At 68.1% G+C, this 12,357-nt stretch carries 9 protein-coding genes and 2 pseudogenes; 6 read left to right on the forward strand and 5 right to left on the reverse strand.

The features are described from left to right. From ACOMG5_RS12805 to ACOMG5_RS12815, 3 genes and pseudogenes are all read right to left on the reverse strand, one after another. A pseudogene (locus ACOMG5_RS12805) lies at positions 1–527 on the reverse strand (IS5 family transposase); the annotation flags it as partial. 62 nt (positions 528–589) lie between these two features. Then, the gene (locus ACOMG5_RS12810; protein ID WP_420344198.1) at positions 590–2,791 is read right to left on the reverse strand and encodes an ATP-binding protein; all 2,202 of its coding nucleotides are present in this window, start codon (positions 2,789–2,791) and stop codon (positions 590–592) included. A 174-nt stretch (positions 2,792–2,965) separates the two neighbouring features. Beyond that, on the reverse strand, positions 2,966–4,123 hold the full coding sequence (locus tag ACOMG5_RS12815; RefSeq protein ID WP_420344199.1) for an RsmB/NOP family class I SAM-dependent RNA methyltransferase: 1,158 nt from the start codon (positions 4,121–4,123) through the stop codon (positions 2,966–2,968). A 128-nt stretch (positions 4,124–4,251) separates the two neighbouring features. On the opposite strand from ACOMG5_RS12815, the gene alr reads away from it, so the two are divergent. The 6 genes from alr to purF all read left to right on the forward strand — a co-directional run bounded on the left by alr (position 4,252) and on the right by purF (position 10,409). Then, entirely contained in the window at positions 4,252–5,301 is a 1,050-nt protein-coding gene (gene alr / locus ACOMG5_RS12820; protein ID WP_420344200.1) for an alanine racemase, read from the forward strand. After that, positions 5,298–6,077, forward strand: coding sequence for an MlaE family ABC transporter permease (locus ACOMG5_RS12825; RefSeq protein ID WP_420344201.1), 780 nt, complete (start codon positions 5,298–5,300; stop codon positions 6,075–6,077). The genes alr and ACOMG5_RS12825 overlap by 4 nt, the downstream gene beginning before the upstream one ends. Then, positions 6,074–6,817 (forward strand): ABC transporter ATP-binding protein, encoded by a 744-nt coding sequence (locus ACOMG5_RS12830; protein WP_420344202.1) that lies wholly within the window; start codon positions 6,074–6,076, stop codon positions 6,815–6,817. The genes ACOMG5_RS12825 and ACOMG5_RS12830 overlap by 4 nt, the downstream gene beginning before the upstream one ends. Beyond that, on the forward strand, positions 6,817–8,184 hold the full coding sequence (gene radA, locus ACOMG5_RS12835; RefSeq protein ID WP_420344203.1) for a DNA repair protein RadA: 1,368 nt from the start codon (positions 6,817–6,819) through the stop codon (positions 8,182–8,184). Before ACOMG5_RS12830 ends, radA begins: the two co-directional genes overlap by 1 nt. A gap of 25 nt (positions 8,185–8,209) precedes the next feature. Next, a complete protein-coding gene (locus tag ACOMG5_RS12840) occupies positions 8,210–8,803 on the forward strand; it encodes a CvpA family protein (RefSeq protein WP_420344204.1) in 594 nt (197 codons plus the stop codon). A 130-nt stretch (positions 8,804–8,933) separates the two neighbouring features. After that, the gene (gene purF / locus ACOMG5_RS12845; protein ID WP_420344205.1) at positions 8,934–10,409 is read left to right on the forward strand and encodes an amidophosphoribosyltransferase; all 1,476 of its coding nucleotides are present in this window, start codon (positions 8,934–8,936) and stop codon (positions 10,407–10,409) included. Between the two features lie 1,168 nt (positions 10,410–11,577). Here purF and ACOMG5_RS12850 read toward each other — a convergent pair. Both ACOMG5_RS12850 and ACOMG5_RS12855 read right to left on the reverse strand, forming a co-directional pair. After that, positions 11,578–11,782, reverse strand: a pseudogene (locus ACOMG5_RS12850) (cell division protein ZapA); the annotation flags it as partial. Further along, positions 11,775–12,347: a hypothetical protein gene (locus ACOMG5_RS12855; RefSeq protein ID WP_420344206.1), complete on the reverse strand. Its 573-nt coding sequence runs from the start codon at positions 12,345–12,347 to the stop codon at positions 11,775–11,777. The gene ACOMG5_RS12855 and the pseudogene ACOMG5_RS12850, both read right to left, overlap by 8 nt. Positions 12,348–12,357: the final 10 nt, after the last annotated feature.

Consider the following 12,357-nt stretch of genomic DNA (forward strand, 5'->3'; position numbering starts at 1 on the left):
AGTCAGCGTCATAGCCTCTGTCGGCGAGCAGCCACCCCGCCTTCGGCAGGCTGCCCAGCAGCGCCGCCGCGCCGGTATAATCGCTGACCTGCCCGGCGGACATGCAGAACCCGATCGGCCGCCCCTTGGCATCGGCAACGGCGTACAGCTTGGTATTCATCCCGCCTTTGGTTCGCCCGATCTGGCGCTGTCGCCCCCCTTTTTGACCCGCAGGCTCGATGCCGTGCGGTGTGCCTTGAGATACGTCGCATCGATCATGATCGCCTTGTGTTCGGCGCGCTCAGTGGCAAGGCCCCCATGATCCGGGCGAAGACCCCGTTGTCGCTCCAGCGCTTCCAGCGGTTGTAGAGGGTCTTCGCCGGACCGTATTCCTTCGGCGCGTCACACCAGCGCAACCCATTGCGATTGATGAAAATTATGCCGCTGAGGACACGGCGATCATCGACGCGGGGCTTGCCATGGCTCTTGGGGAGGAACGGCTTCAGCCGCTCCATCTGCGCGTCGGTCAGCCAGTAAAGATTGCTCATCGATCAGGTCTCCTTGCGGAGCCTGAATCACGCCAAAGGACCCAAATCAATGGGTCTGGAGCCTAGCGCCCGATTGTGTTCTGCACTGTCGCCGTCAACTCGCTGAGCGAGAAGGGTTTCGGCAGGAACGCGGAGTGCGGGATCGGCGGAAGCCCATCGCGGAACACATCCTCCGCATAGCCGGAGATGAACACGACCGGTGTATCAGGACGTGTCTTGCGCGCCTCGCTCACCCAGCTCGGACCGTCCAGCCCGGGCATGATCACATCGCTCACGAAAATGTCGAAGGCCAACGACGCGTCTTCGAGAATCCGCAGCGCTTCCTCCGCATTTTCCGCTTCGAACACGTTGTAGCCGCGAAGGCGCAGCGCCCGAGACGCGAAGGCCCGCACCGGCGCCTCGTCCTCGACCAGAAGGATCGTCGCGCTGGTGTTTTCAGGCATGGGTTCCGTCACCGGGGCATGAACCGGCTCCGGCTCCGCATCGTCCAGCCGCTCATACGTCGGGAGAAGGATGGTGAAGGTGGAGCCCCGGCCCAGTTCCGAATCACAGAAGATGTAGCCGCCGGTCTGCTTCACGATGCCATAGGCCGTCGAAAGACCGAGGCCCGTGCCTTCTCCGGTTCGCTTCGTGGTGAAGAACGGCTCGAAGATCTTGGTCAGCGTGTCCGGCGCGATACCTGTGCCCTCATCGGTGACCTGAACGCGGACATAATCGCCCTTCGGCACCGAGGCCCTGTCGCGTTTAAGGTCCTCAGCCAGCGTGAGGTTTTCCGTGACCACGCGGATCTCGCCGCCCCCCGGCATGGCGTCGCGGGCATTCACGACGAGGTTCATGATGACCTGCTCGATCTGCCGTTTGTCGGCGCGGATCGGCTTCAGGTCCGGATCATGGGAGAGCGTCAAAATGACCTTTTCACCGACCAGCCGATTCAGCAGATGCGTCAGATCGGACAATGTATCGCGCATGTCGATGACCTGCGGGTTCAGGGTCTGCTTTCGCGAGAACGCCAGCAGCTGCCGCACCAGCGCAGCCGCCCGATTCGCGTTCTGGCTGATCTGGTCGAGATCGGCGTAATCCGGATCGCCCTTGTCATGCCGCAGCATCAAGAGATCGCAGTGCCCGGAAATCGCCGTGAGCAGATTATTGAAGTCATGCGCGACGCCGCCAGCGAGCTGGCCGATGGCCTGCATTTTCTGGCTCTGGACGAATTGCGCCTCCAGGGTCTTCAGCTGGGTGGCATCGGAGAGCACCGCGATCAGCCCCGCCCGCCCCTCCTCGACCACACGGTTTAGAGAAACATGGACGAAAACCTCATGATCGAGGCCGCGTGCCCGCAGCGTCTCCGGCCGCCGGTCGGTGCGCCCTGCCCGTGCATCGTTAACCCAGTCACTGACCGGACGGCCAAGCCCCTCGAAAACATCGGAAAGGCTCGCGCCTGCGGCAACCTCCCCAAGAAGCAGTCGCGCGGCATTGTTGATGGCCCGCACCCGCCCCTCCGCGGTGAGGCGGATCAGCGCCACCGGCAGGCTGTCGAAGGCCGTCGGGTCATGCGATGCAGCCTTTCCCGCCGCGATCGGCAGCAGAAACACCGAGCGGCGATCCCCCGGCCCCTCGACCTCGGTCACGAAGCAGCGAAGGCGCCCCGTGGCCGCGATCAGTTCGTGTTCCTCACCCGGGCGCAGCGGCAGATCGGTGACGATCTCCTCCAGCGCATTCGCCCGCTCTCCGACCAAGGCGCGCAGCGCGGGGTTCATCGCCAGCACCGTCCCCGTGCGCGACAGCGTCAACTGCGGCAGCGCGCCGACTTCCCGCGCTTCGCCTGCGGCCACATCCTCGATGCGCCAGGCAAGGCCGCGCGCCCCGATACGATGCGCCGCCAGACGCAGCGCCCCGCGCGCCGTACTGATATCCTCCTGTGCGGCGCCACGCGCCTGCGCCCGCGCGATCAGCCGCGCCATGACAGTCACCGGACTCGCGAAAGTGGTCGAGAAAACTTCGGCCAGCGGGCGCCCGGTCACGGCTCCGAAGCGCTGGACGGCGGCCGCGTTCTGATAGATGACGCGCCCTGTGGCGTCGCTTCCGAAGGTCGCCGCGCCATCGCGCGCGAAGCCGCGCGCCATGCGCAGGCGGAACAGGAAATCCGCGACCGGCCGGACCCGGCGCAGCGCGACCAGAAGCCCCGCGAGCACGGTCAGGCTGCCGCCGACCGACAATAAGAGGGCCTGCGCATGCCCGTCTCCGACGGCATTCGAAGCCGCCATCAGACAGATCCCGGTCAGGAGCAGCCAAGCCTCCGGCAAGGACCGCGCGGCCCCATCGCGTTTCGCGCTCGGCAATGGGACGTCGGAATGCGACACGTCAGGTCCCCTCAGATTCGATGTTTCGTATTCCGGGACAAAACCGTTAAGCGGAGGTTAACATCCGCAGATCAGCAATCAAACCCGTTGCCAAACCGCCACGAAGAAACCGTCTCCGCCATCCACCGGCGTCAGCTGCCGCAGGGCCATCCGCCGCCAGCCCCCCAGCCCCTCAAACCATTCCGCCTGCTCGATATTCTCGCACGAAAACAGCGAACAGGTCATATAGACCAAGACACCGCCTTGCCCGACGAGCGGCGCCGCGCGCTCCAGGATCTGCCGCTGCAATGCCACGAGCCGCGCAAGCCCTTCCTCGCTCAGCCGCCATTTTGCATCCGGTGTCCGCCGCCAGGTGCCGGAGCCGGAACAGGGCGCATCGACCAGAACCAGGTCCTGCCCGCCCTCCGGCTGCCCCGGCCGGGCCAGCGCAATGCGCGCCCCCGCCCGCGCCGCGCGCACCGGAATATCGCGCATCCGGCCGGCATCTATGTCGTGCGCGGTGACGCGCGCGCCCGGCGCCCGCGCAGCCAGCGCCAGCGCCTTGCCGCCCCCGCCCGCACAATAGTCCAGCACCCGCATGCCCGCGCGCAGCGGCACCATCTCCACGGCCGCCTGCGACGCCACATCCTGCAGCTCCACAAGGCCTTCCAGATAAGCGCGCGATGCCTGAATCCGCCGCGCCCCTTCGACCGCCTCCAGCGCGCTGCCCGCCAGGGGATGCGGGCGGGCCACGATCCCCTCCTCCGCCAGCCGCTCCTGGGCCTGTGCCAGCGTGGTGCGCGCCAGGTTGACGCGCAGGAAAACCGGCGCGCGCAGCCGCATCGCCGCGCTCACGGGCGCCAGATCCGGCCCGAGGTCCTGCTGCAGCCGGGGCAGCAGCCAGCCCGGCCAGTCCTCCAGCGCATCCTCCACCACCGGCCCGGCAACCAGCGCCTGCTCCGCGGGCGTGAGCGGCGCGGGCGCATGGCCCTCGCCGGAAAACAGCGCCGGATCCAGCCGCTGCGCGCGCAACAGCCCCAGCACCAGCCCGCGCCCGCCCTCTCCGCCGCCCAGCCGGGCATAGCTGCCCCGGCAGCGCAGCGCATCGAACACATGATCGCGCACCGCGGCACGGTCCCCCGATCCGGCGAAGCGGCTGGCGCGGCTCCAGTTGGTCAGCGCCTGTTCGGCCGGCGTGCCCGACACGATCGTATCGAGGATCTGGATCGCGGCGGAAAGGCGGGCGGCTGGGGTCATGCGGGGGCTCCTTCGCGGGCGGCATACCGGCCCGAAGCCGTTGCGGCAAATGAAAAGGCATTTCAAACTCCGGAGCCACAGGCGCTTTGCGCTTGACCTTCGGGCGGCATCGTCCAAGAACACGGGCCATGGCTACTGCATCGCTCCGCATCGACCTCGATGCCATCGTTTCGAACTGGCGCGCCCTCGACGCGCTCACGGGTACGGCGACCGAGTCGGGCGCCGTAGTCAAGGCCGACAGCTATGGGCTCGGCGCGGACCGCGTCGCACGGGCCCTCGCCCGCGCAGGCTGCCGCAAATTCTTCGTCGCCTGCACCGAAGAAGGCGCCGCCGTCCGCCAGGCGATCGGCGAAGGGCCGGAGATCTTCATCTTTTCCGGCCATTGCGCAGGCGACACCGAAATGATCGGCGACCTCGGCCTGGTGCCGGTGCTGAATTCGCCCGAGCAGCTCACCCGCCATTTCGAGGCGCTGCCCGGCGCGCCCTTCGGCATCCAGCTCGACACAGGCATGAACCGGCTCGGCTTCGAGCCCGAGGACTGGATCACCGCCGCGCCCGCCGTGCTGCATGCCGGGCCCAAGCTGATCATGAGCCACCTGTATTGCTCGGACGAGCCCGCCCATCCGGCGAATGCCGCGCAGCTGGCCGAGTTCCGTCGGATGACCGAGGGCATGAGCGTGCCGCGCTCACTCTCGGCCACAGGCGGGATCCTGCTCGGCCGCGAGTTCCATTTCGACGTCGTGCGCCCGGGTGTGGGCATGTACGGCGGCCTGCCCTTTGCCGGCGCGCAGCCGGTGGTGACGCTGTCTCTGCCGGTGGTGCAGGTGCGCGACGTGCGCCCGGGCGAAACGGTGGGCTATTCCGCCGCCTGGACGGCGCGCCGCCCGAGCCGCATCGCGACCGTCGCCGCAGGCTACGCCGACGGCCTCTCGCGCCGGCTTGGCAATGTCGCCACCGTCTGGTTCGGTGATACCCCCTGCCCGGTCGTGGGCCGCGTCTCGATGGATCTGATCACGGTCGACATCACAGATCTGGACGCCGTGCCGAAGGAGCTCGACCTGCTCAATCACCGTCAGGGCGTCGATGCGATCGCCGATCTGATCGGCACCATCGGCTATGAAGTCCTGACCTCGCTCGGCCGCCGCTATGCCCGCCACTATTGCGGGGGCAATCCGTGATCGCGCGCCCGCTCGCCGCCATCGGACGGCTCGTTCTGGCCGGCCTCGCCGGGGCGGGCAGCGTCGCGCTGTTCGCGGCGAACGTGGTGTCGCATTTCCTGCGCCCGCCGTTCTACCTGCGTGAATTCGGCATCGCCGTGCTGCAGATCGGCTGGCTGTCGCTGCCCGTGGTAGGGATGACCGCGATCTTCACCGGGGCGGCGCTGGCGCTGCAGATCTATGCCGGGGGCGCGCGGTTCTCGGCCGAATCCGTGGTGCCCTCAATCGTCGCCATCGGCATGACCCGCGAGCTCGGGCCGGTGCTGGGCGGGCTGATGGTGGCCGCTCGCGTAGCCTCCTCCATCGCGGCCGAAATCGGCACGATGAAGGTGACGGAACAGATCGACGCGCTCACCACGCTCTCGACCGATCCGATGAAATACCTCGCCGTGCCGCGGATCGCGGCGGCGGTGATCTCGGTCCCGGTGCTGGTGGGCGTCGGCGACGTGATCGGCATCATGGGCGGCTGGCTCGTGGGCACCGAGCGGCTGAATTTCAATTCCGCGACCTATATCAAGAACACCTGGGCCTATCTGGAGTTCTGGGACGTGGGCTCGGGCCTGGTGAAGGGCGCGGTGTTCGGCTTCATCATCGCGCTGATGGGCTGCTATTACGGGATGAATTCCGAACGCGGCGCCCAGGGCGTCGGCCGCGCCACCAAGAGCGCCGTCGTCGCGGCCTCGGTCCTGATCCTGGCGGCGAACTACCTGCTGACGGAGGTGTTCTTCTCCTCATGATCGAGATCAGCCACCTGCACAAATCCTTCGGCAAGAAGGTCGTCCTGCGGGATGTTTCGCTCACCGTGCCGGACGGGCAGAGCCTCGTCGTGATCGGGGGCTCGGGCACCGGGAAATCGGTACTGCTGAAATGCATCCTCGGCCTCGTGCGCCCCGATGGCGGCACGATCACCATCGACGGCAAGCCCGCCGATGCCGAGCGCGAGGAATTTCTGGCGCATTTCGGCATGCTGTTCCAGGGCGCGGCGCTGTTCGACAGCCTCACCGTCTGGCAGAACGTGGCCTTCCGCCTGCTGCGCGGCCCGAAGCGGCGCCCGCGCAAGGAAGCCCGCGACATCGCGGTCGAAAAGCTGAAGCGCGTGGGCCTCGGCCCCGAGGTCGCCGACCTGTTCCCGGCGGAGCTTTCGGGCGGGATGCAGAAGCGCGTGGGCCTCGCCCGCGCCATTGCCGCCGAACCGCGGGTGATCTTCTTCGATGAACCGACGACCGGGCTCGACCCGATCATGTCGGGCGTCATCAACGACCTGATCCGCGGCATCGTCACCGAAATGGGCGCGACTGCGATCACCATCACCCATGACATGACCTCGGTGCGCGCCATCGCCGACCGGGTCGCGATGCTGCATGAGGGCGTGGTGCGCTGGCAGGGCACGGTGGCGGAGCTGGATACGACGGATGACGCGCATGTCAGCCAGTTCATCCACGGCCGCGCCGAAGGCCCGATCACCGCGCTGCGCTGATGGCCAAGGCCGCGGCCCAGTTCACCTGCACCGCCTGCGGCGCCACCCATCGCAAATGGTCCGGCAAATGCGAGGCCTGCGGGGCGTGGAACACCATCATCGAGGAGGCGCCGCTGTCCTCGGGGCCGGCCTCGCGCTCGCTGGGCGCCGCCAAGGGCAAGCGGATCGCGCTCTCCACCCTCTCGAGCCATGAGGCACCGCCGCCGCGCACCCGCTCCGGTATGGAGGAATTCGACCGGGTTCTGGGGGGCGGGCTGGTCCCGGCTTCGGCGATCCTGGTGGGCGGCGATCCCGGCATCGGCAAATCCACGCTGCTTTTGCAGGCGGTGGCGGCCTTTGCCCGACGCGGGCTGAAGGCACTCTATATCTCCGGCGAGGAAGCGGCCGAGCAGGTGCGGATGCGCGCCGGGCGGCTCGGCCTTTCGGATGCGCCGGTGGGGCTTGGCGCCGAAACCAACCTGCGCGACATCCTGACCACACTGGAGGCCGAGAAGCCCGATCTGGTGGTGATCGATTCGATCCAGACCGTCTGGGCCGACATGGTCGAGAGCGCGCCCGGCTCCGTGGCGCAGGTGCGCGCGGCCGCGCATGAGCTCGTCACCTTCGCCAAGACCCGGGGCGTCTCGGTGATCATCGTCGGCCATGTCACCAAGGAAGGCCAGATCGCGGGGCCCCGCGTGGTCGAGCACATGGTCGATACGGTGCTGTATTTCGAGGGCGAGCGCGGCCACCAGTTCCGCATCCTGCGCGCGGTGAAGAACCGCTTCGGCCCGGCCTCGGAGATCGGCGTGTTCGAGATGACCGGCGCGGGGCTGGCCGAAGTGGCCAACCCTTCGGCGCTGTTCCTGTCGGAGCGCGGCGAGCCCGCGCCGGGCTCGGCCGTTTTCGCGGGCATCGAGGGCACCCGCCCGGTGCTCACCGAAATCCAGGCGCTGGTCGCCCCCTCTACCCTCGCCTCGCCGCGGCGCACCGTCGTGGGGCTCGACAGCGGCCGGATCTCCACCATCCTCGCCGTTCTGGAGAGCCGCTGCGGCATTCCCTTCGCCGGGCTTGACGTGTTCCTGAACGTCGCCGGGGGGATGCGGGTCACCGAACCCGCCGCCGATCTCGCCGCCGCTGCGGCCCTCCTGAGCGCGCGCGAAGACGTGGCGCTCCCCGCCGACATGGTGATTTTCGGAGAAATCTCGCTATCTGCCGCGCTGCGGCCGGTGGGTCAGGCCGAAAACAGGTTGAAAGAAGCGGCAAAACTTGGTTTCACACAGGCGATTGCGCCCCGGGGGACCAAGGTCGAAGGGGGCGACGGGATGCGGCTGCGCAAGCTGCCCGATCTCGTGACGTTCGTTGGGGACATGTTCGGCGCAGGTTAGCGTCCGACAGGCAAGCGCAGGGACCATGGAAGGCTTTACCATCGTTGATGCCATCGTGGCAGTCGTCATCATCCTGTCGGCGATCCTCGCCTACAGCCGCGGGTTCGTGCGCGAGGGGCTGGCCATCGTCGGCTGGATCGCTGCGGCCGTCGTCGCCTATATGTTCGCGCCCGCAGCCCGGCCGCTGATCGCGCAGCTGCCGTTCCTGAACAAGTTCCTGGGAGACAGCTGCGAACTGGCCACCATCGGCGGCTTCGCCGCCGTCTTCGCGCTGGCGCTGGTGGTGTTCTCGGTCATCACCCCGTTGTTCTCCTCGGTGATCCAGCGCTCCGCGCTCGGCGGGCTGGATCAGGGGCTGGGCTTCCTGTTCGGCGTTGCCCGCGGGGTCATCCTCGTGGCCGTGGCCTTCGTGCTCTATGACCGCGTCGTCACCGAAAATACCCTGCCCATCGTCGATGAGTCCCGCTCCGCCCGGATCTTTGCCGGCCTGAGCGACAAGCTGGAGGCGCAGGTCCCCACCGATGCCCCCGGCTGGATCGTCAGCCGCTACGAGGCGCTGGTCGCGAGCTGCCCCGCACCGGCCGAAGCCCCTGCCGCGGAAACCCCGGCGGCGAACTGAGCGGGTGCGCACAGCCCGCGTGCAGCAAATAGTGACAGCGAAATGACGGATATCGCGGCGGGAGGGCTTAACAGCCTTCCCGTTTCGCACTAAATGTGCCGCGCAAGCCCCCCGGATAAGGACGCTCCCCATGACCCAGCCGGCCAGCCCCGTTCTGTTTTCGCATCCCTTCGATGACGACAAGCTCAAGGAAGAGTGCGGCATCTTCGGCGTCATCGGCGTGAACGATGCGGCGAATTTCGTGGCGCTCGGGCTGCACGCGCTGCAGCACCGCGGGCAGGAAGCGGGCGGCATCGTCGCCCACGATCCGGAGCACGGCTTCAATTCGGCCCACCGCTTCGGCTATGTGCGCGACAATTTCACCAAAGCCTCGCTGATGGAGACGCTGCCCGGCCCGCTCGCGATCGGGCATGTGCGCTATTCGACGGCAGGCAAGAAGGCCGCCGTCATCCGGGACGTGCAGCCCTTCTTCGGCGAATTCTCCATGGGGGGCGCTGCGATTGCGCATAACGGCAACCTGACCAATGCCGAAGCGCTGCGCCGCGAGCTGATCGAACACGGGGCGATCTTCCAGTCCTCCTCGGATTCGGAATGCATCATCCACCTGATGGCGCGTTCGTTCCAGAAGACCCATGCCGACCGCATCGCCGATGCGCTGCGCCGGGTCGAGGGCGCGTTCTCGGTGGTGGCGATGACGCGCACGAAGCTGATCGGTGTGCGCGATCCGCTGGGCGTGCGCCCGCTCGTGCTCGGCCGGATCGGCGACAACGGCTATGTGCTCTCCTCCGAGACTTGCGGGCTGGACATCATCGGCGCCGAATTCGTGCGCGAGATCGACGCGGGCGAGATGGTGATCATCCAGGATGGGAAGATCGAAAGCTCCCGCCCCTTCCACCACGCCAAGGCACGCTTCTGCATCTTCGAGCACGTCTATTTCTCCCGCCCCGACAGCATCATCGGCGGCCGCTCGGTCTATGAGACCCGCCGCCAGATCGGGGTCGAACTCGCGCGCGAAGCGCCGGTGGAGGCGGATCTCGTCTGCCCGGTGCCGGATTCGGGCACGCCGGCCGCAATCGGCTTCAGCCAGGAATCGGGCATTCCCTTCGCGCTCGGGATCACCCGCAACCAGTACATGGGCCGGACCTTCATCGAGCCGACCGAGCAGATCCGCAACATGGGTGTGCGGCTGAAGCTGAACGTGAACCGCTCCCTGGTGAAGGGCAAGCGCGTCATTCTGGTGGACGATTCGGTCGTGCGCGGCACCACATCGCGCAAGATCAAGGAGATGATCCTGGAAGCCGGCGCCGCCGAGGTGCATTTCCGGATCGCCTCGCCGCCGACGGCCTGGCCCTGTTTCTATGGCGTCGACACGCCCGACCGCAACAAGCTCCTCGCCGCGCGCATGAGCGAAGACGAGATGCGCGACTGGATCGGGGTGGACAGCCTGAAGTTCATCTCGCTCGACGGGCTTTACCGCGCGGCGGGCGAGGCCAACGGGCGCAACAACGATTGCCCGCAATATTGCGACGCCTGCTTCTCCGGGGAGTATCCGATTGCCCCTGCCGATCAGATCGCCAAGGGCTTCGAGATGAAGGCGGCCGAATAGGCCAGAGCGCTGCTCCGGGGCCTCGCGGCCCCGGCTCCTCAGCTGGCCTCCTCGACGCGATCGGCAAGCGCCTCCGCCTTCTGGGCCAGCGCATCGAGAATCGCGAGGAGTTCTTCGGGCAGAACGGGGATCTCGCTCCGCGCCGGTGCATCCTCGTGGACCCGCTCCGCCTCCGCCACGCGCTCGGCCAGCGCGGCCTCCCGCGCGCTCAGCGCTTCGGCCTCCAGGCGCACCGCTTCGGCCTCCCCGCGCGCCTGCGCCAGCAGCGTTTCCGCCTCAGCCCGCGCAGCCTCAGCCTCTAAGCGAGCAGCCTCGGCCGCTTCGGCCCGGAGCGTATCGGCCGCCTCAGCGCCCGCATGCAGGGCCTCCGCCTCCGCCACGCGCTCGGCCAGCGCGGCCTCCCGCGCACTCAGTGCCTCGGCACCCAGACGTACAGCTTCGGCTTCGCCACGCGCCTGCGCCAGCAGCGCTTCCGCCTCAGCCCGGGCGGCCGAAGCCTCCAAGCCCAAAGCCTCGGCCGCTTCGGCCCGGAGCGTATCGGCCGCCTCAGCGCCCGCATGCAGGGCTTCCGCCTCCGCCACGCGCTCGGCCAGCTCAGCCTCCCGCGCGCTCAGCGCTTCGGCGCCCAGACGTACAGTTTCGGCTTCGCCACGCGCCTGCGCCAGCAGCGCTTCCGCCTCAGCCCGGGCGGCCGAAGCCTCCAAGCCCAAAGCCTCGGCAGCCGCCAACGCTTCTTTGCGTGCATGCTCAGCCTGTGCCACCTGCCCGGCCTGCGCTTCGGCATCGGAGCGCGCCAGATCCGCCTCGGCCTGGGCCTGCGACAGCAGCTCTTCCACCTCGAAGCGCACGGCCTCCGCTTGGCGCAGGGCTTCGGCACGGATCCCTTCTGCCTCGCTGCGCGCGGCCTCGACCATGGCGAGGTTGGCCCCGCTCTCGGCATCCGCCTGCTCGGCAGCCCGAAGCAGGATCGCCTCCGCCTCGGCGCGCGCCCGGGCGCGGATTTCCTTCGCTTCGGCCCGCGCAATCTCGGCATGGTCAAGGGCCTGATCCGCCGCGACCTCCGCCAGCGTTTCGGCCCGCGCCTCCGCCCGCGCCGCCTCGATGACCGATTGCGCATCGCCCATCTGCGCCTCGATATCGTCGAGCCGGAGCTGCAGCTGGCGCAGCTGGTCCTGGGTGCCCGCCGCCTTGTCGGCGACCATCAGCCCCGCCATCAGCAGCAGCCGCACCTCGGGCAGGCGCCCGATCTGGCTGGCCAGCGCGCTCGCCTCCTGATCCAGCATCGCCGCAGCGGTGCGCAGGAAATGCTCCTCACCCTCCTGGCAGGAGACCTCGAAATCGCGCCCTCCGATCGTGATCAGCAAATCAGGCATCGCTCACCCCCGGTTGCGCGTGGCGCTCGATCAGCGGGTCGAGCCCGGCCAGAATTTCCTCGAGCTCGGCAAGCTGCAGCGCCCGCTCGGCCCGCAGCCCCTCGACCTCCGCCTGCAGGGCCGCGTTCACCAGATGCGGCGCCAGATCGCCCCCGGCTTCCAGCAGCGCCCGGTTCGCATCGCTCAGATCGGCATTGGCCTGCTTCAGGCGCGTCACCTCCGCCTGCGCCGCCTCCAGCGCCCCGGTTGCCTCAACCAGACGCGCTTCCATCGCGGCCAGCGTGGTTTCCTGCGTTTCGCTCAGCAGCTGCACCCGCTCCGAAAGCTGCGCCTTCTCCGCCTGCTCCGTCTCAAGCACCGCCCGCAGACGGTTCAGCTCCGCCCGGTCGCGCGCCGCGAATTCCGCCCAGATCGGGTTCTCGGGTCCCTCGGAGCGCGCCGGCGCCGCCGCGCGCGCCTGCAGCGCCGTGACGCCACGGTCGATCCGTTGCAATGCAAAGGATATCCGGCGCTCGAATTCGTCGACCAAGCTCAGGTCAACCCCGGCCTCATCCATCCCCGTCATCTGCCCTCTG

The organism is Paenirhodobacter sp. (assembly GCF_041916475.1).
GTDB lineage: Bacteria > Pseudomonadota > Alphaproteobacteria > Rhodobacterales > Rhodobacteraceae > Rhodobacter.

Coding starts and splice junctions, on each gene's coding strand:
- ACOMG5_RS12810 (WP_420344198.1), bottom strand. CDS start 2,791: ATGGCGGCTTCGAATGCCGTCGGAGACGGGCATGCGCAGGCCCTCTTA.
- ACOMG5_RS12815 (WP_420344199.1), bottom strand. CDS start 4,123: ATGACCCCAGCCGCCCGCCTTTCCGCCGCGATCCAGATCCTCGATACG.
- alr (WP_420344200.1), top strand. CDS start 4,252: ATGGCTACTGCATCGCTCCGCATCGACCTCGATGCCATCGTTTCGAAC.
- ACOMG5_RS12830 (WP_420344202.1), top strand. CDS start 6,074: ATGATCGAGATCAGCCACCTGCACAAATCCTTCGGCAAGAAGGTCGTC.
- radA (WP_420344203.1), top strand. CDS start 6,817: ATGGCCAAGGCCGCGGCCCAGTTCACCTGCACCGCCTGCGGCGCCACC.
- ACOMG5_RS12840 (WP_420344204.1), top strand. CDS start 8,210: ATGGAAGGCTTTACCATCGTTGATGCCATCGTGGCAGTCGTCATCATC.
- purF (WP_420344205.1), top strand. CDS start 8,934: ATGACCCAGCCGGCCAGCCCCGTTCTGTTTTCGCATCCCTTCGATGAC.
- ACOMG5_RS12855 (WP_420344206.1), bottom strand. CDS start 12,347: ATGACGGGGATGGATGAGGCCGGGGTTGACCTGAGCTTGGTCGACGAA.